Source organism: Chelatococcus caeni, assembly GCF_014196925.1.
Taxonomy (GTDB): domain Bacteria; phylum Pseudomonadota; class Alphaproteobacteria; order Rhizobiales; family Beijerinckiaceae; genus Chelatococcus_A; species Chelatococcus_A caeni.
Window position 1 is genome coordinate 90,306 of the sequence record NZ_JACIEN010000002.1, and the last position, 17,673, is coordinate 107,978.

Sequence of the window (17,673 nt, forward strand, 5' to 3'; positions counted from 1 at the left end):
GTGGCACGGTGCCGCCCGCCGGTCGGTTGAAGCGTAGGCCCATGCGTTCGCCCACACCCGCTCTCGATCCGGCGCTCGACGCCGCCATCCTGCTGCGCCGCATCGGCTTTGCGACCCTTCTCGTCGCCGTGCCGATCACGGCGCTCGTGGCGCGCCGCGCCGCGGTGGTCCTGGTGCCGATCGGGATCATCCTCATGGTCCTCGCCGCGCTGATGGACGGCGCCAACGGCGGCTTCAACCGCAGCCTCCGGCGCACCTTCGTGTCCCCGGCCGGCCTCGCGGCGCTGCTGCTCATCGGCTGGGCCGCGCTCTCGATCGCCTGGGCGCCGCAGGCGAACACGGCGCTCGACAAGCTGCTCAACGCTCTCGGCGCCGCCGCCATGGCCTTTGCCGGCATCGCCGCCCTGCCGGAGCGCATGCGCGCCTCCAACCTCTATCTCACCGGCATCGGCGCCGCCGCCGCGTCCATCTTCGCCATTCTCGTCGCCCTCGGCCTTCTCGGCCGCGACACGATCGATCCCGGCAGCCTCGAGCGCGGCCTCATCACGCTCTCGGTCCTGGTGTGGCCGGCGATCGGCTGGCTCGTCTCGCGAGGGCACGGGCTTGTCGCGCTGGCGCTCGGCGCGGTCGCCGGCCTCGCTGTCGTCGTCGGCGGCAGCTTCATCCCGCTGCTCGCGCTCGCGGCCGGCGCGACGATGTTCGCCCTGACGTCATGGCGGCCGCTCGTCGGCCGGGACGTGCTGCGCGTCGCGGTCGCCGCCGTCATCCTCGCCGCCCCGCTCCTGCCCTTTCTGCTGCGTCCCCTCGCCAAGGCGCTGATGGGCACGGCAAGCCCGGCGGTGCAGTCCATCCGCGTCTGGGCCGATATCGTGCGCAGCGATCCCCTGCGCCTCATCACCGGCCACGGGCTCGACGCCAGCCTGCGCGGCCGCCTCGTCGGCCTCGTGCCGCGCGAGGCGCCCCTCTCGCTGCCCTTCGAGATCTGGTACGACCTCGGCGTCGTCGGCGCGACGACGCTGGCGGTGCTGCTCTATTTCGCCATCCGCGCCGCCGGCGGCATGACGGCCTCGCTCGTTCCGGCGGCCATCGCCACCTTCACGGTCGCCTTCGTCGTCGCCGCCTCGGGCATGGCGACGACGCAGGCCTGGTGGCTGACACTGATCGGCATCGCCGTCATCGCCTTCCTCGCCATCGAGCGCGGCCAGTTCCGCACGACGCGGCCCAAGGCGCGGCTGTTCGGCCGTCTCGGCAAGCCTTGAACGACGGCGGCCCTGTCAGGCCGCGGCGATGCGCCCCTCGGCGACCGCATGGCAGGCGACGCCCGCCTCGAGCGGCGGCACCTCGCGCCGGCAACGGTCGAAGACGAAGGGGCAGCGCGGGTGGAAGGTGCAGCCCGACGGCGGGTTGATGGGGTTCGGGATCTCGCCCTGCACCGCCTCGCGCAGTCGGCCCGTCATGGCGATGTCGGGCACGGCGTTGAGCAGCATGCGCGTGTAAGGGTGCTGCGGCCGCACGAAGAGGTCGCGCCCGCCGCCGATCTCGACGATGCGGCCGAGATACATGACGCCGATGCGGCTCGCCATGTGGCGGACCACCGCGAGATTGTGGCTGATGAAGAGATAGGTCAGGCCGAAGCGGTCCTGCAGGTCACGCATCAGGTTGAGGATCTGCGCCTGCACCGACACGTCGAGGGCCGAGGTCGGCTCGTCGCAGACGATGAACTCGGCCTTAGAGGCAAGCGCCCGGGCGATGGCGATGCGCTGCCGCTGGCCACCGGAGAACTCGTGCGGAAACTTGTCCCCGTCCGCCGGATGGAGGCCGACGAGCGTCAGCAGCTCGCCCACCCGCTCGTGCACCTCGCGGGCGCTGGCGCTCAGGGAAAAGGCCCGGATCGGCTCGGCGATGATGCGCTCCACGCGCCAGCGCGGATTGAGGCTGGCGTAAGGGTCCTGGAAGATCATCTGGATGCGCCGGCGCAGCGCCCGCACGTCCGCCGCGCGGCGCGGATCGTTGATCGGCACGCCATCGATGACGACCTCGCCGGCCGAGGGCGGCATGAGGCCGACGACCATGCGCGCCACCGTGGACTTGCCGGAGCCCGATTCCCCGACGAGCGCGAAGGTCTCGCCGCGCCGGATGGTGAAGCTGACGTCGTCCACCGCCGTCAGATACTGCTTCTGCCCGCCCTCCAGCATGCGGTTGAGCCAGGGCTTGGAGACGTCGAAGACGCGCCTCAAATTGCGCACCGCGACGAAGGGGGTCTCGGTCATGACGCAATCTCCGCATGCGCCTCGTCATAGAGATGGCAGGCGACCTTGCGCCGGTCGCGGTCGAGCGGCTCGGGCCGGTCCACCGCGCAGCGGGCGAAGGCGCGCTCGCAGCGCGGATGGAACGGACAGCCCGGCGGAATGGCCGAGAGGCGCGGCATGGCGCCCCGGATCTGCACCAGCCGGTCGGCATGGGTCTCGAGCGAGGGAATGGCGCCCATCAGCCCCACCGCATAGGGGTGCAGCGGGTGCTTGACCACGTCGCGCACCGGGCCGATCTCGGCGATGCGGCCCGAATACATCACCGCCACCCGGTCGGCCGTCTCGGCGATGACTCCCATGTCGTGGGTGACGAGCATGACGGCGGTGCCGCGCTCCGCGCACAGGCGCTTGATGAGCGTGATGATCTGCGCCTGCACGGAGACGTCGAGCGCCGTGGTCGGCTCGTCGGCGATGACGAGCTCGGGCTCGGCCGATAGCGCGAGCGCGATGACGACGCGCTGGCGCATGCCGCCGGAGAACTCGTGCGGATAGCCGTCGATGCGCCGGTCGGGCGCCGGGATGCCGACCTCGGCCAGGAGATCGATGGCGCGCCGGCGCGCCTGCCCGGCCGACAGGGGCAGGTGCGTCCTGATGGTCTCCACCAGCTGCTCGCCAACCGTGTAGAGCGGATTGAGGCTCGTCAGCGGGTCCTGGAAGATCATGCCGATGCGCTTGCCGCGCACGCGGCGCATCGCCTCGGGCGAGAGATTGTCGATGCGCTCGCCCTTCAGGCGGATCTCGCCGCCGGCGATGCGGCCGGGCGGCTCGATGAGGCCGATGACGGCCGAGCCCGTCACCGACTTGCCGGCGCCCGACTCGCCGACGACGCCGAGCACCTCGCCCGGCGCGATGTCGAAGGAGACGCCGTCGATGGCTTTCAGCACGCCGCGGCGGGTGACGAATTGGACCTTGAGGTCGCGGACGGAGAGGACGGGTTCTGTCATCTGAGCTTCGGGTTCAGGGCATCGCGCAGCCAGTCGCCGAGCAGGTTGACGGCGAGGACGAGGGCCGCGAGCGTGAGGCCGGGGAAGGCGACGATCCACCACTCGCCGGAGAAGAGATAGTCGTTGCCGATGCGGATGAGGGTGCCGAGCGAGGGCTGCGTCGGCGGCAGGCCAACGCCGAGGAAGGACAGGGTCGCCTCGGTGATGACGGCGAGGCCGAGGTTGATGGTGAGGATGACGAGCACCGGCCCGATGACGTTGGGCAGCACGTGCCGCGCCATGATGACGATGGGTGGAAGCCCGACGAGCCGCGCCGCCTGGATGTAGTCCTTGTTCTTCTCCACCAGCGTCGAGCCGCGGATGGTGCGCGCGTACTGCACCCAGAACGACAGGCCGATGGAGAAGACGAGCACGCCGAAGGCCGTGTCCTCCCGGCTCGCCCCCTTGAGCAGCGCATGCACCACGCCGTCGACCAGGAGCGCGATGAGGATGGCCGGGAAGGTGAGCTGCACGTCGGCGATGCGCATGATCACCGCATCGACCCGCCCGCCGACATAGCCGGCGACGAGGCCGAGCGTGATGCCGATGGCGGCCGCCATCAGCACGCCGAGCACGCCGATGATGAGCGACACGCGCAGGCCGTAGAGGATGGCCGAGAAGAGGTCCCGCCCCTGGTCGTCCGTGCCGAGCAGGAAGCGGGCGTCGCCCGCCGGCAGCCAGCGCGGCGGATTGAGCGAATCGATGAGGAAGACCTCCGCCGGGTCGAACGGATTGTAGGGCGCGATCAGCGGCGCGAAGAGCGCGAGGACGGCGAGCGCGAGCGTGACGAGGGCGGCGAGCACCGTGACGCGGGAGGCGAGGAAGCTCGCCATGAGGTCATGGTCCATCACCCGCGCGAACCAGCCGGGCGCCGGCGTCGCCACCGTCGGCGGGGAGGCCTTGGCTTCTTCCTGCGTGACGTAGGGCATCTCGTTCCTCACGCGGCGCGCACCGTGACCTTCAGGCGCGGGTCGACGACCGCGTAGAGAAGGTCAACGGCGAGGTTGATGACGACGAAGAGGAAGGCGATCAGCAGCAGGTAGGCGGCCATGATGGGAATATCGACGTTCTGCACCGCCTGCAGGAAGAGCACGCCCATGCCCGGCCACTGGAACACCGTCTCGGTGATGATGGCGAAGGCGATGATGGAGCCGAGCTGCAGGCCCGTGATGGTGATGACCGGCACCAGCGTGTTCTTGAGCGCATGGCCGAAGTTGATGGCCCGGCGCGTCAGCCCGCGGGCGCGGGCGAACTTGATGTAGTCCGTGCGCAGCACCTCGAGCATCTCGGCGCGCACCAGGCGCATGATCAGCGTCATCTGGAAGAGGCCGAGCGTGATCGACGGCAGGATGAGCGCCCTGAGCCCCGAGGTGGTGAGGAAGCCCGTCGTCCACCAGTCGCCGAGCCGCACCACCTCGCCCCGCCCGAAGGAGGGCAGCCAGCCGAGGGTGACGGCGAAGACATAGATGAGCAGGATGCCGATGAGGAAGGTCGGCAGGCTGACGCCGACGAGCGACACGGCCTGGAAAAGCTTGGCGAGCCAGCTGTCGCGCCGGAGCGCCGTGTAGACGCCCATCGGGATGCCGACGACGAGGGCGAAGACGGCGGAGACGAAGGCGAGCTCCAGCGTCGCCGGCATGCGCTCGCCGAGCAGCTTCGTCACCGGCTGGCGGAACTGGTAGGAGATGCCGAAGTCGAGCTTCGCCGCCCGGCCGACATAGCGCGCGAACTGCACGACGAAGGGGTCGTTGAGGCCGAGGCTCTCGCGGATCTGCGCCCGCTCCTCGGCGGAGGCTTCGATGCTGACGATCTGGTTCACGGGATCGCCGACGAAGCGGAACATCGCGAAGGCGATGAAGGCCACCGCCAGCAGCACGCCGATGGACTGGACGAGGCGGCGGATGATGAAGGCAAGCATGGACTGCTCTTCGTGTTGGGCGACGGCGGCCCGCACCCGAGGACGCGGGGCACCGCTCCGGCGCCGGCTTCCCGCCGGCCAGATAAACCGCCGCCCTTCCCGTGCCCGGCATCACCGGGCACGGCATTCACGCGAGAACGCGGGGGCGGTTCGCCTCGGACAAGGCTGCACGCGAGCGTGCAGCCTTTCGCCCCCTTACTCCTTGGTCACCCAGTAGAACAGGAACTGGTTGTCGGCCCGCTGCACCACCTTGGTGTTCTTGGCGACGCCCCAGGCCAGCGCCTGCTGATGCAGCGGCACGTAGCCCCAGTCCTCTACCTGGCCGAGGGTATAGGCCTCCTTGATGAGCTCGTTGCGCTTGGCCGTATCCGTCTCGCCGAGGACCTGCTTGATCAGCTCCTCCATCTTCGGGTTGCAGTAGTTGCCGAGATTGTTGTTGCCGCCGTTGCCCTTCTCGTCGCGGCAACGGTACATGTTGGCGAGGACGTTGTAGGAATCGAAGGAGCCCGGCGTCCAGCCCAGCAGGTAGAACGACGTGTCGTAGCCGCCGGCCGCGAGCACCTTGGCGAAGTACTTGGCCTTCGGCTGGGCGTTGAGGTTCACCTTGATGCCGACGCGCGCCAGCATGCCGACCACCGCCTGGCAGATCCGCTCGTCGTTGACGTAGCGGTCGTTCGGACAATCCATGCCGACCTCGAAGCCCTCGCCGTAGCCGGCCTCCGCCAGGAGCTTCTTCGCCCCTTCGGGATCGGCCGCCGGACGTTTGAAGTCCTCCGACAGATCGAACAGCAGCGGCGAGATCATGAGCGCGGTCGGCGTCGCGGCCCCGCGCATGACCTTGTCCTTGATCGCCTCGATGTCGATGGCCTTGTAGACGGCCTCGCGCACGCGCTTGTCCTTGAAGGGGTTCTTGCCCTTCACGTTGGAATAGAGCAGCTCGTCGCGATACTGGTCGAACCCGAGGAAGATGGTGCGCAGTTCAGGCCCCTGCATGACCGAGGCATTGGCGCTCGCGTTCACGCGGTCGACATCCTGCAGCGGCACGGGGTCGATCCAGTCCACCTCGCCGGAGAGGAGGGCGGCGACGCGCGTGGCGTCGGAGGCGATCGGCGTGAAGATGGCCTCGGTCAGGTTGTGCTGCGGCTTGTCCCACCAGCCCGCATTGGGCTTCCAGACGGTCTTGACGCCGGGCTGGTGGCTCTCGACCACGAACGGGCCGGTGCCGTTGGCATTGAGCGCGGCATGGCTCGGCGTGGTCGCGGCGGCGGGGGTCGGCTTGCCGGCGTTGTTGGCCTCCGACCACTCCTTGTCCATGATGTACCACGTATCCCACTCGTAGTGCAGGATCGGGTTGGGGGCGGGCAGCTCCACGTCGACCGTGTAGTCGTCCACCTTGACGAACTTGGCCTCGGGCGGGATGCGGGTCTTGAGGTCGGACCCGTCGGCGCGCACGCGGTCAGCCGAGAACAGCACGTCGTCGGCGTTGAAATCGTTGCCGTTGTGGAATTTCACGCCCTGGCGCAGGTAGAAGCGCCAGCGCTTGCCGTCTTCCAGCACCTCCCAGCGTTCGGCGAGGCCCGGAATGATCTTGAGTTCTGGATCGCGCTTGGTGAGGCCTTCGTAGGCCGCGGCATGCATGCCGAGGGTGAAGGTCTCGTTGAGCGTATAGGGGTCGAGCGACTTGTAGTCGCCCTGGAAGGCGAAGCGCAGCGTCTTGGCCTGCAGCGGCGCACTGGCCAGCAGCAAGCCGGCGAAGGACGCGACGGCAGCCCCCCTGACGAATTTCAGCATGATGGTCCTCTCTGGCACGACCCGTCTTGGCGCGGGTCAAGGCTCGATCTGGGTGGCGGACGCGCCGCCGGCCGTTTCATTCGGCTCTGATGCGAACAATAGACAGTGTCACCTGCAACGGTCTAGTGGCCATTCAGCGCCGTGTCGGACTGCGCATGCGCGCACCGGGCCCTGAGGCCGCAGCCCATGCGCGCTGCGCGGTTGACCTGACCGGACGGCTTCGTTTTGCTGGGGAAAGCGCGCCCGGCCGGGCGCGAACCAGCCACGAGGGGCCGTTCTTCCCATGCCGAAAACCGACCGTATCGCCGCGCTCAAGGATGAGATCACCACCTGGCGCCGCGACTTCCACAGCAATCCGGAGCTGCTGTACGACGTCCACCGCACCGCCGGCATCGTCGCCGAGAAGCTGGCCTCCTTCGGCTGTGACGAGGTCGTGACCGGCATCGGCCGCACCGGCGTCGTCGGCGTCATCCGCGGGCGCAGCAGCGGCTCGGGCAAGGTCATCGGCCTCAGGGCCGACATGGACGCGCTGCCGATCGAGGAAGAGACGAACCTGCCCTATCGCTCGAAGGTGTCCGGCAAGATGCACGCCTGCGGCCACGACGGCCACACCGCGATGCTCCTCGGCGCGGCGCGCTATCTCGCCGAGACGCGCGATTTCGACGGCACCGTGGTCCTCCTATTCCAGCCCGCCGAGGAAGGCGGCGGCGGCGCCCGGGCCATGATCGACGACGGGGTGATGGACCGCTTCGGCGTGCAGGAGGTCTACGGCATGCACAACATGCCGGGGCTGCCGGTCGGCTCCTTCGCGCTGCGCCCCGGCCCGCTGATGGCGGCGGCGGACCGCTTCCGCATCCGCGTCGAGGGCAAGGGCGGCCATGCCGCCAAGCCCAACGAGACGATCGACACCCTCCTCGTCTCGACCCATATCGTCACGGCCCTGCAGTCGATCGTCTCCCGCAACGCCGATCCGCTCGAATCGGCGGTCGTCTCGGTCACCGCCTTCAAGGCGGGCGAGGCCTTCAACGTCATCCCGCAGACGGCCGAGCTCATGGGCACCGTGCGCACGCTGACGCCGGAGTTGCGCGACCTGTGCGAGACGCGACTGAAGGAGATCGTCACCACCATCGCGCGCGCCTTCGGCGCCACGGCGACGGTCGAGTACGAGCGCGGCTATCCCGTCACGCGCAACCATGCGGCGCAGACGGAATTCGCCGCCGGCATCGCCGCCAAGGTGGCCGCGGGTGCCGGCGCGGTGGACCTCGAGGTGCCGCCGACCATGGGCGCCGAGGACTTCTCCTTCATGCTCGAAGCGCGCCCCGGCGCCTTCATCTTCATGGGCAACGGCGATTCGGCGGGCCTGCACCACCCCGCCTACGACTTCAATGACGAGGCCATCCCCGTCGGCGTCGGCTATTGGGCGACGCTGGTCGAGACGGCGATGCCCGCGAACTGAAGAAACGGGGCGCGGCGCCTATGCCGCGCCCTGTCCCTTCTCCAAGCCGAGCCTGTGGGCGGCGCGCTGCAGCGCGCCGAAGATGAGTGCCGTCGACCAGCCGAAGAGAAGCACGCCGTTCGCCGCTGCCATCGGGCCGAGAAGGCGCCATCCCTCGTCGGGCAGGAGGTCGCCGTAGCCGAGCGTCGTGTAATTGACGAAGGCGAAGTAGAAATCATTGCCGCTCGCGGGAGCCGCCCCGATGAGGACATAGACGAGGGCCCACAGCGCCACCTCGGCCATGTGCGTCAGCGTGAGCAGGCCGCCGATGGCGCCCATGACGACGGCGAGCGTCATCCGGCGATGGCGCCGGTGACCGAGGCCGCGCCGGTCGAGCCAATGGACCAGCGCCACCGAGACGAGGGCGTGCAGGCCGACGTTGATCATGCTGACCGAGATGCCGACCGCGATATTCGCCATCATGTCGCTTCCCCCGCGGATCCGACCGCCCGGTCAGGGCGGCCGGATCCGCTATAGCGGCCCGGATGCGGTACCGGAAGGGGCGATCGACGCCCTGATCCTCCCCCGCACGGGGGAGGTGGCGCTGCGTAGCAGCGACGGAGGGGACCGCAGCTCAGATTGTGAACACCATTCCCGCCTTGACCCCACCCGTCTCGCGCCTACGGCGCGATCCACCCTCCCCCAAAAGGGGAGGGATCAATTCGCTCCTCATATGCGATTGACCTGATCGCCGCCCTGCCCGGCCTACTCGACGTGCGGCAGCATGAAGGACAGGGTGGCGAACAGGCCCTTGCGGTCGACGTCGGCATCGCCGGGCGTCGGCTCGGAGGCGGAGACGGCGATGACGTTGAGGCCGTCGTTGCGCACCACCACGACCGCCTTGCCCTCGGCATCCGTCGTCATCGGCGCGCCGTGGCTCTCGTTGACGTAATCGGAAATGACGCCCGCGCCCGCCAGCGGCTTGCCGCCCTTCAGCACCTGGACGGGCAGGTCGTCGCCCGGCTTCAGCGTCATCGGGTCGGCGAGCGGCACGATCTCGAGCGGCAGGCCCTGCGGCGGGAGCGGGCCGCCGGTGCCGGCGAGGACCGTCGTGTTGTATTTCAGCGAATGGCTGGCGCTCTCGGCATCCGGCACGTCGCGGCGCCCTTTCTTGACCCACTTGCCCTCCCTGGTCTTCGCCCAGAAGCCGCCGTCGAAGACGGCTGTGACGACGGCTGCCTCCTCGGCCGGAGTGATGACGACGTTCTTCTCGCGTCGGGCAATCTTCACGGGCGCCTCGGCGCCCGCGGCTGTCCGGGCCGCGATGGATCTGACCTTGGCGGGATCATAGGCGTCGTCGGAGCCGCCATGGCCGTAGACGATGGCGAGCTCGCCCGTGCGCTGGGCGATCCAGATGCCGTGCGCCTGGGCAAGCGAGGGGAAGGCGAGCGCGAGCGCCGCCGCAAGGGACAGAAGACGCATGGGATTCTCCGCAAGAGAGACGTCACGCCGCCATGGCGCGGCGCCAGGTGGGGAAGGGATCGGGCAGGCCCGCGAAATCGGCCGGGTTGAAGCGCAGGGCGTCCGGCCGGCCGACGAGGCATTCGTCGAGCGCGGCGCGGATGGCCGCCTCGTCGAGGTCGGCGCCGATGAAGACGAGCTCCTGCCGGCGGTCGCCCCACACACGGTGCCAGTGGCGGGCGATGAGCCCCTTCCAGCTCTCGTGCCGGGGCCATCGCGCGCGCGGCACCGCGGCCCACCAGAAGCCGAGGGCCTCCGTGCGGCAGATGGCGCCGGCGAGGCTCATCTCGCCCACCCAGTCCGGCCGCGTCGCCAGCCAGAAATGGCCCTTGGCGCGGATGAGGCCCGGCCAGGTGCGGGCGAGAAAGGCGTTGAACTTCTCGGGATGGAACGGCCGCCGCGCCCGGTAGACGAAGCTCGTGATGCCGTATTCCTCGGTCTCCGGCACATGGTCGGCGTGGCCGAAGAGCTCCTTGTACCAGAGCGGATGACGGGCGGCCTCCTCCTCGTCGAAGAGGCCGGTGTCGAGGATGGCCTCGGGCTCGACGCGGCAGAAGTCCGTCTCGATCAGCCGGGCCGTCGGATTGAGCGCCTTGACGATGGTGCGGGCGCTCTCGCGCTGCCCGGGCGTCGCATCGCCGACCTTGTTGAGGACGATGACGTCGGCGAACTCGATCTGGTCGACGAGCAGGTCGACGAGCGTGCGCTCGTCCTCCTCGCCGGCGGTCTCGCCGCGGTCGCTGAGGAAGTCGCGGCTGCCATAGTCCCGGGTCAGATTCACCGCGTCGACGACGGTGACCATGGTGTCGAGCCGGGCGACGTCCGACAGCGACCGGTCTTCGACGTCACGGAACGAGAAGGTCGCCGCGATCGGCAGCGGCTCGGCGATGCCGGTGCCCTCGATGACAAGATAGTCGAAGCGCCCGGCCTCGGCGAGGCGGCGCACCTCCTCGAGCAGGTCGTCGCGCAGCGTGCAGCAGATGCAGCCGTTGGTCATCTCCACGAGGCGTTCGTCCGTGCGCGCAAGGTCGGCGTCGCCGGCGCGCACGAGGTCGGCATCGATGTTCACTTCGCTCATGTCGTTGACGATGACGGCGATGCGCCGCCCGTCGCGGTTGTTGAGCAGGTGGTTGAGCAGCGTCGTCTTGCCGGCGCCGAGGAAGCCCGACAGGACAGTGACCGGAAGACGTCCGTCGACGGTCATGGCAATCTCCAAAATGTAACGTTGTAACATTACATATCGAAGCGGCCGGACAGTGGCAAGAGGGAGGCGGCAGCCTGTCAGGCCGGCGTGCGATGGTCCTCGTGCAGGCACTGGCCGTGGTCGGCGAGCACCTCGATGACGCGGCAATCGGCGATGGTGCCGTCGCCGCAATGGTCGAGCATGCGGGCGATCTCGTCGCGCAGGGCCGCGAGCTGGGCGATGCGCCGCTCGACATCCTTGAGATGCGCACGGGCGATGGCGTCGGCGCCCGAACAGGAGGCCGCCGGGTCGGCCGCCATGGCGATGAGATCGCGGATCGCGTCGACGGAAAAGCCGAGGTCGCGGGCGTGCCGGATGAAGCGCAGGCGCCGCACCGCCGTGCCGTCATAGCGCCGCTGCCGGCCCTCGGTGCGCGGCGGCGGCGGCAGGAGGCCGATCTTCTCGTAGTAGCGGATGGTCTCGATATTGACGCCCGTCGCCTGCGACAGGGCACCGATGGACAGGTCCTCGGGCAGGTTCGGGCGCATGCTCATCTCCATATCTGTAAAGGCTACAGATATGGAGGGACCAGGCATCCCGCAAGCTCAGCCCCACGGGCCGTGCGGCGGCGACGTGTCGGAGGGGGGCGGATCGGCGTCGGGCCGCCCGGCGATGTGCGGCACGGTCTCGACCGGCTCGGGCCGCCGGCCGCCGGCAAAGCGCACGAGGGCATCGATGCGATCGTCGATGGAGGGATGCGTCGCGAAAAGGTCGGTAAAGCCGGAGCGCGGGTTGTCGACGCACATCTCCATGAGGCCGGAGGGCACGTTCGCCAGCTCTCCCCGGCCGGAGATCTTCAGGAGCGCGCCGATCATGGCGTCCGGGTTCTTGGTGAGCTCCACCGCCCCCGCGTCGGCGAGATATTCACGCGAGCGCGACAGCGCGAAGCGGATGAGGATGGACAGGAGCCAGGAGAGGACGACGAGGACGACGGCGATGAGGATGGCGATGGCCACCGCCCCACCGCCGCCCTTGCGGCTACCGGACGATGAGGACGAGGACGGCCGGGATGAGCCGCCGCGCCACGAGCCGCGCCACGACATGCGCGTCAGGCCGCGGAACATGAGCTCCCCGAAGAAGGAGACGACCCCCGCGATGACGACGGCGATGACCATCATGCGCACGTCGCCGTTGCGGATATGGGTGAGCTCGTGCGCGAGCACGGCCTCCATCTCGGCATCGTTCAGCGCGCCCATGAGCCCGCGCGTCACGGTGACGGCATATTGCTCCTCGTTGAGCCCGGTGGCGAAGGCGTTGAGCGCCTCGCTCTCCATGATGCTGAGGCGCGGCATGGGCAGGCCGCGCGAGATGCACAGGTTCTCGAGCAGGTTGTAGAGCTTCGGCTCCTCCTCGCGCGTCACCCTGTGCGAGCCGGTCAGAAGCGCGATCATGCCCTGGTGGAACTTCCAAGCGATGGCGAGCCACAGCCCCGTGCCGAGCGTGACCCAGGGAAAGGCGGTGAGGAGACCGCCGAAGGCGCCGCGAAGGTAGCCGTCAAGCGTGTCGTCGCGGCTCATTGCCTCGGCAATGAGCGCCCCGGCATAGGTCAGCACGTAGACAAGGAGGAACAGCCCGGCGAGCAGCAGCCCCGAGCGGATGCGGTTGTTGCGGATGTGGCTGTAGAGGCCGAAGGCGGGCAGCATGCCCGGCCCCCCTCGTCAGAACTTGACCTGCGGGGCGACGTCGAGCTGCTGGCGGGCCGTTTCGCCGACGTCGAAGAACTCGCGCTGGGTGAAGCCGAAGCTCGCGGCGAACAGCACGGCGGGGAAGGCCTGGATGGCGGCGTTGTATTCCGACACCGCATTGTTGAAGAAGCGCCGCGCCGCCGCGAGCTTGTTCTCGATGTCGGAGAGATCGACCTGCAACTGCTGGAAATTGGTGTTGGCCTTGAGGTCGGGATAGGCCTCGGCGAGGGCGATGAGGCGCCCGAGCGCCCCGCTCAGCGCCTGCTCGGCCGCCGCCTGCTGGGCCGGGCCGTGCGCGCCGAGCGCGGCGTTGCGGGCCTGCACGACGGCGTCGAGCGTGCCGCGCTCGTGGGCGGCATAGCCCTTCACGGTCTCGACGAGGTTGGGGATGAGATCATGCCGCTGCTTCAGCTGCACGTCGATGTCGGCAAAGGCCTGGTTGACCCGCTGACGCAGCGACACGAGGCCGTTGTAGACCATGATCGCATAGAGCACCGCCACGACGACGATGCCGAGAATCGCCCATTCCATCGCAAAACCCTCCTCAGCGCCGCGGCCCGCCACGGCGCGGCGACGATGCCATGGGCGCAGGCGCGCGAAAAGACCGCGTGCGGCATGAGATCATTCAGTCCCGGGCGGCGGGCCGGCGGAAGGTCTCCACCTGCGAGCGGCTGCCGTCGGCGAAGACGAGCTGCACGGAGACGGTGCGCGTGTCGTCGGGGACGATGAGATAGGGCCGCACGTTCGCCGGCACCGCATAAGGATTGCTCTCGTCGCAGGGCGGCAGCGGCAGCACGGTCTCCAGCGGACCGCCGTCGATGCCCATCACTGCTCTCTGCAGGGCGCAGCGGTAGCTGACGAGATGGGTGTAATAGACGAGCGTCGGCCCGTCGGCGCGGAAGGCGATCCAGGCGCCCGGGGCCTGCCTGAGCGCGTCGCGCTGGCCGGCGACGAGCGCCGCATGCGGGTCGAAGTCGATGACGAAAGGCCCGACCGGCCGGCCGGCCGCATCGTCGTACATGACGTAGACGGAGGTCTTCTCCTGGTCGGCGGGCAGGGGGAAGCTCGTCAGCGGCGCCGGCTTGCCGGTGCGCGGGTCGAGGACCTGGCTCGTGCCCGTTACGCGGAATTCGCCCGTGTCCCCGATGCGGTAGCTGATGGCCGTCGCAGGCTCAGGCATGGACAGCGCGGCATGCCAGCCGGCGTTCGAGCGCGTGAAGGAGGCGACCGGCCGCGTCGTGCCGGTGGCGAAGAAGGCCTCCGTCTCGCCCCGGCGCCGGCGCGCATCGTCGAGCCACTCGGCCAGCACCGACTGGTCGAGGAAGAAGGGCGGCAGCCGCCCCTCCTCGTCCGCGGCGAGGAAGCGCTCGAGCGCCTCGAATTCCAGCCGCCGGTCGGTCAGCGTGCGGGTGCCGAGGCGCCCTTCGCCATATTCGCCGGCGAGCAGGTAGAAGGCCGGCGCGAAATCGGGATGGGCGGCGGCGAAGGCCTCGACCTTCGTCCGCCGCTCGGCCCCCTCGAACTGCAAAGCGTGGACGAGGGTGGCCGCGCGCGTCGCGCGACGGGCGAGAAGCTCGCCGAAAACCTCCCGCGCGCCGGCCCGCCCCTCCCCTGCGCGCAGCAGCGCCGCAAGGCGCAGGAGGGGATCGACCTGCTCGCCGCCGAGCCGGGCCAGGACGAGATAGGCACGGCGTGCCTCGGGCGTGTCGCCGCGCGCCTCATAGAGCCGGGCGTTGTGGTAGAGTTCGGCGGCGCTCGAGGCGTCGGGCACGATGCCGCCGCGCCGGGCAAGCGCGGCGAAGGCGGCAGCGTCATCCTGCCCGCCGGGCTCCGCGGCGCCGGTGGCATGGCCGGACGGCGGCGTGCCTGCGGTCGGCGGGGTTGTCGAGGGCGCCCGGCCGGTCAGCGCGCCGGCGGCCCACAGGATGACCGCGACGGCGACAACCACGGCCGCGGCAAGCGCCATGAGCATCGGGGCGCCGGGCCGCGGCAGGGCCGCGAAAAGGCCCCCCAAAGCGCGCCTGTCCGCGACCTCCGCGACCTGCTGTGGCCAGGCGACGACGAAGGCGTGCACGGGCTGCGGGATGTTCTTCACCTCGCGCGCGCCGATGTCGCGGAAGGGCACGGAGATCTTGTTCGCCACCGTCTCGTGCACCGAGCGCGAGACGCAGATGCCGCCGGGCTCGGCGAGGCTTTCGAGGCGCGCGGCGATGTTGACGCCGTCGCCCAGCATGTCCCCGTCGCGCTCGACCACGTCGCCGATGCTGATGCCGATGCGGAACTGCAGGCGCCGGTTGGCGGGCAGGGACAGGTTGCGGGTGCGCAGCGATTCCTGGATGTCGATGGCGCAGCGCGTCGCTTCCACCGCGCTGTCGAAGGCGCACATCACCGAATCGCCGGCGGTGTTGAAGATGCGCCCCCCGTGCCGGCCGACGAATTCGTCGAACACTTCCCGATAGGCGGCGAGCCTCTGCAGCGTCTCCTCCTCCGCCTCGGCGACGAGCCGCGAATAGCCGGCCACGTCGGCGGCGAGAATGGCGGCGATCCTGCGCTTCATGCCCGAAGGCTCCGGTCCTGCTATGGGCGAGAGCTAGAGCGGATCCCGACCGCGATCCGTGCCGAAACGCACATCCCGGCGCGCATCGCCGCCCCCGCTGCTCGCAACAGGCTCAGCGCGGCGCGCGCTTGGCGAGGATCCGCTGCAGGGTCCGCCGGTGCATGTTGAGCCGCCGCGCCGTCTCGGAGACGTTGCGGCCGCACAATTCGTAGACGCGCTGGATGTGCTCCCAGCGCACCCGGTCCGCCGACATCGGGTTTTCCGGCGGCGCGGCGCGCACCCCGCCGCGCGCCATCAGGGCGGCGTGGATCTCGTCCGCATCGGCGGGCTTGGCGAGATAGTCGTAGGCGCCGAGCTTCACGGCCGAAACCGCGGTGGCGATATTGCCGTAGCCTGTCAGCATGATGCCGCGGGCGTCGGGCCGGCGCTCCTTGAGGCGCGTGACGACGTCGAGGCCGTTGCCGTCGCCGAGCCGCATGTCGATCACCGCGAAGGCGGGCGGATCCTCGTCGATCGCGGCGAGCCCCTCGGCCACCGATTCAGCCGTCCGCACGGAATAGCCGCGGCTCTCCATGGCGCGCGCCAGGCGCGTCAGGAACGGCCGATCGTCGTCGACTATGAGGAGGCTCTGGTCGGAACCGGGTTCACTCGCACTCGCCTGCATCATCATCCTCGTTTGACAGCCGCGCGCACGCGCGAGCTGCGCGCTTCGACCTCCCGACCTTATAGATAGGAAGTTTCCCCTTCCTGTCACGAAAAACCGTGTCGTCAGGCCACCACGGAGGTGCGTTCGAAGGCCGCGCGCGGCCAGGAGATGGTCACGACGGCGCCCTGGGCCGGTGCGGCGGCATTGCGGAAGGCGAGCGTGGCGCCGGAACGCTCGAGCAGCGTCTTGGCGATGAAGAGCCCGAGGCCGAGGCCCGAGGCCTCGCCGCCGGCCCGCCGGCCGACGCCGCGGGTGGTGACATAGGGCTCGCCGAGGCGCAGCAGCACCTCGGGGGCAAAGCCGGCCCCGTCGTCGGCCACGGCGATCGACACGGTCTCGGCGTCCCAATAGGCGCGGATGTCGACCTTGGAGCGGGCGAAATCGAGCGCATTGTCGACGAGATTGCCGAGCCCGTAGAGCATGCCGGGATTGCGGCGGCAGACCGGCTCCGGCGGCTCGCCCGACAAGAACACCGAGATCGGCACGCCGAACGGCCGCTGCGGTCCGGCCACCTCCTCGATGAGGTGGTGCAGCGTCAGGCTCTCCAGCGGGCTCGCTTCCTCGGTGCCGAGGGAGGTGAGCTTGCCGAGGATGCCGCGGCAGCGCTCCACCTGCTCGCGCAGGAGGGCGATGTCCTCGCCCATGGCGCTGTCGGGCGAGGACTGGCGGCTGAGCTCCTTGGCGACGAGCGCGATGGTGGCGAGCGGCGTGCCGAGCTCGTGGGCGGCGGCGGCGGCAAGGCCGTCGAGCTGCGACAGGTGCTGCTCGCGCGCCAGCACCAGCTCCGTCGCGCTCAGCGCATCGGCGAGCTGGCGCGCCTCCTCCGCGACACGCCAGGCATAGATGCCCGTGAAGCTCAGCCCGAGGAAGATCGCCGCCCAGATGCCGGCGGTGTAGAGGAAGGGCAGCTGGAACACCTCGCCAGGCCGCCAGGGAAGCGGCTGGTGCACGAAGGCGAGCCCCGTGGCGCAGGCCATGGCGAGAAGCCCGAGCGCCAGCGTCCGCCAGGGCGGCAGCGCCGTCGCCGAGATGAGCACCGGCGCGAGGAACAGCAGCGAGAACGGGTTGTCCAGCCCGCCCGTCAGATAGAGCAGCGCCGCGAGCTGCAGGATGTCATAGCCGAGCAGCACCGAGGCGGCGCCGTCGCCGAGGCGGTAGCTGACCGGATAGCGGATGCGCAGGGCGATGTTGAGCCAGGCCGAGACGGCGATGACGAGGAAGCACAGGCCGAACGGCAGGGGAAAGCCGAGGCCGAAGTGAACGCCGGCCACCGCCGTGCTCTGGCCGATGACCGCGAGCCAGCGCAGGCGCACCAGCGTGTCGAGCCGCAGCTGCTGCGCGTGTCGGTTGAAAACGACGAAGGCTTCGTCGGCCATCGGCATGTGCTGCCCTCCTCGCTGCCCTTTCGGGGCGGCGGCATGAAACGGGCCCGGAAACGCGCCCGGAACCTGCCCTGGCGCCTACCAAGCACGCTGCGCGCGCGTGCACAATGATCGGCTCGTATTCCCCATGTGCGTTGCAATAG

The 17,673-nt window shown here is 69.6% G+C and carries 16 protein-coding genes; 2 read left to right on the forward strand and 14 right to left on the reverse strand.

Annotation, left to right across the window (positions count from 1 at the left end; all coding sequences use genetic code 11):
* Positions 1–41: 41 nt before the first annotated feature.
* On the forward strand, positions 42–1,259 hold the full coding sequence (locus tag GGR16_RS09135) for a peptide ABC transporter permease (RefSeq protein WP_183316419.1): 1,218 nt from the start codon (positions 42–44) through the stop codon (positions 1,257–1,259).
* 15 nt (positions 1,260–1,274) lie between these two features.
* On the opposite strand, the gene GGR16_RS09140 is transcribed toward GGR16_RS09135, so the two are convergent.
* The 5 genes from GGR16_RS09140 to GGR16_RS09160 form a co-directional block, all read right to left on the reverse strand.
* The gene (locus GGR16_RS09140; RefSeq protein WP_063186860.1) at positions 1,275–2,270 is read right to left on the reverse strand and encodes an ABC transporter ATP-binding protein; all 996 of its coding nucleotides are present in this window, start codon (positions 2,268–2,270) and stop codon (positions 1,275–1,277) included.
* Entirely contained in the window at positions 2,267–3,253 is a 987-nt protein-coding gene (locus tag GGR16_RS09145; protein ID WP_183316420.1) for an ABC transporter ATP-binding protein, read from the reverse strand. Before GGR16_RS09145 ends, GGR16_RS09140 begins: the two co-directional genes overlap by 4 nt.
* The gene (locus GGR16_RS09150) at positions 3,250–4,221 is read right to left on the reverse strand and encodes an ABC transporter permease (RefSeq protein WP_183316421.1); all 972 of its coding nucleotides are present in this window, start codon (positions 4,219–4,221) and stop codon (positions 3,250–3,252) included. The genes GGR16_RS09145 and GGR16_RS09150 overlap by 4 nt, the downstream gene beginning before the upstream one ends.
* Positions 4,222–4,229: 8 nt before the next feature.
* On the reverse strand, positions 4,230–5,210 hold the full coding sequence (locus GGR16_RS09155) for an ABC transporter permease (RefSeq protein WP_183316422.1): 981 nt from the start codon (positions 5,208–5,210) through the stop codon (positions 4,230–4,232).
* Positions 5,211–5,405: 195 nt separating this feature from the next.
* Positions 5,406–7,001, reverse strand: a complete 1,596-nt coding sequence (locus GGR16_RS09160; protein ID WP_019404818.1) for an ABC transporter substrate-binding protein — start codon at positions 6,999–7,001, stop codon at positions 5,406–5,408.
* Positions 7,002–7,284: 283 nt separating this feature from the next.
* On the opposite strand from GGR16_RS09160, the gene GGR16_RS09165 reads away from it, so the two are divergent.
* On the forward strand, positions 7,285–8,457 hold the full coding sequence (locus GGR16_RS09165) for a M20 aminoacylase family protein (protein ID WP_019404817.1): 1,173 nt from the start codon (positions 7,285–7,287) through the stop codon (positions 8,455–8,457).
* Between the two features lie 18 nt (positions 8,458–8,475).
* Here GGR16_RS09165 and GGR16_RS09170 read toward each other — a convergent pair whose 3' ends face one another.
* The 9 genes from GGR16_RS09170 to GGR16_RS09210 all read right to left on the reverse strand — a co-directional run bounded on the left by GGR16_RS09170 (position 8,476) and on the right by GGR16_RS09210 (position 17,524).
* On the reverse strand, positions 8,476–8,919 hold the full coding sequence (locus GGR16_RS09170; protein ID WP_019404816.1) for an ion channel: 444 nt from the start codon (positions 8,917–8,919) through the stop codon (positions 8,476–8,478).
* A gap of 282 nt (positions 8,920–9,201) precedes the next feature.
* Complete coding sequence (locus GGR16_RS09175; RefSeq protein ID WP_053193493.1) at positions 9,202–9,918, reverse strand: DUF4198 domain-containing protein; 717 nt, start codon at positions 9,916–9,918, stop codon at positions 9,202–9,204.
* Positions 9,919–9,940: 22 nt separating this feature from the next.
* On the reverse strand, positions 9,941–11,161 hold the full coding sequence (gene zigA / locus GGR16_RS09180; RefSeq protein WP_183316423.1) for a zinc metallochaperone GTPase ZigA: 1,221 nt from the start codon (positions 11,159–11,161) through the stop codon (positions 9,941–9,943).
* Positions 11,162–11,238: 77 nt separating this feature from the next.
* Positions 11,239–11,700: a MerR family transcriptional regulator gene (locus GGR16_RS09185; protein ID WP_183316424.1), complete on the reverse strand. Its 462-nt coding sequence runs from the start codon at positions 11,698–11,700 to the stop codon at positions 11,239–11,241.
* A gap of 45 nt (positions 11,701–11,745) precedes the next feature.
* The gene (locus tag GGR16_RS09190) at positions 11,746–12,840 is read right to left on the reverse strand and encodes a M48 family metallopeptidase (RefSeq protein ID WP_246373012.1); all 1,095 of its coding nucleotides are present in this window, start codon (positions 12,838–12,840) and stop codon (positions 11,746–11,748) included.
* A gap of 18 nt (positions 12,841–12,858) precedes the next feature.
* On the reverse strand, positions 12,859–13,416 hold the full coding sequence (locus GGR16_RS09195) for a LemA family protein (RefSeq protein WP_019402408.1): 558 nt from the start codon (positions 13,414–13,416) through the stop codon (positions 12,859–12,861).
* A gap of 94 nt (positions 13,417–13,510) precedes the next feature.
* Entirely contained in the window at positions 13,511–15,442 is a 1,932-nt protein-coding gene (locus GGR16_RS26070; protein ID WP_210289509.1) for an adenylate/guanylate cyclase domain-containing protein, read from the reverse strand.
* 112 nt (positions 15,443–15,554) lie between these two features.
* Entirely contained in the window at positions 15,555–16,106 is a 552-nt protein-coding gene (locus GGR16_RS09205; RefSeq protein ID WP_371179636.1) for an ActR/PrrA/RegA family redox response regulator transcription factor, read from the reverse strand.
* A gap of 104 nt (positions 16,107–16,210) precedes the next feature.
* The gene (locus GGR16_RS09210) at positions 16,211–17,524 is read right to left on the reverse strand and encodes an ActS/PrrB/RegB family redox-sensitive histidine kinase (protein WP_246373014.1); all 1,314 of its coding nucleotides are present in this window, start codon (positions 17,522–17,524) and stop codon (positions 16,211–16,213) included.
* Between the last annotated feature and the right edge of the window lie 149 nt (positions 17,525–17,673).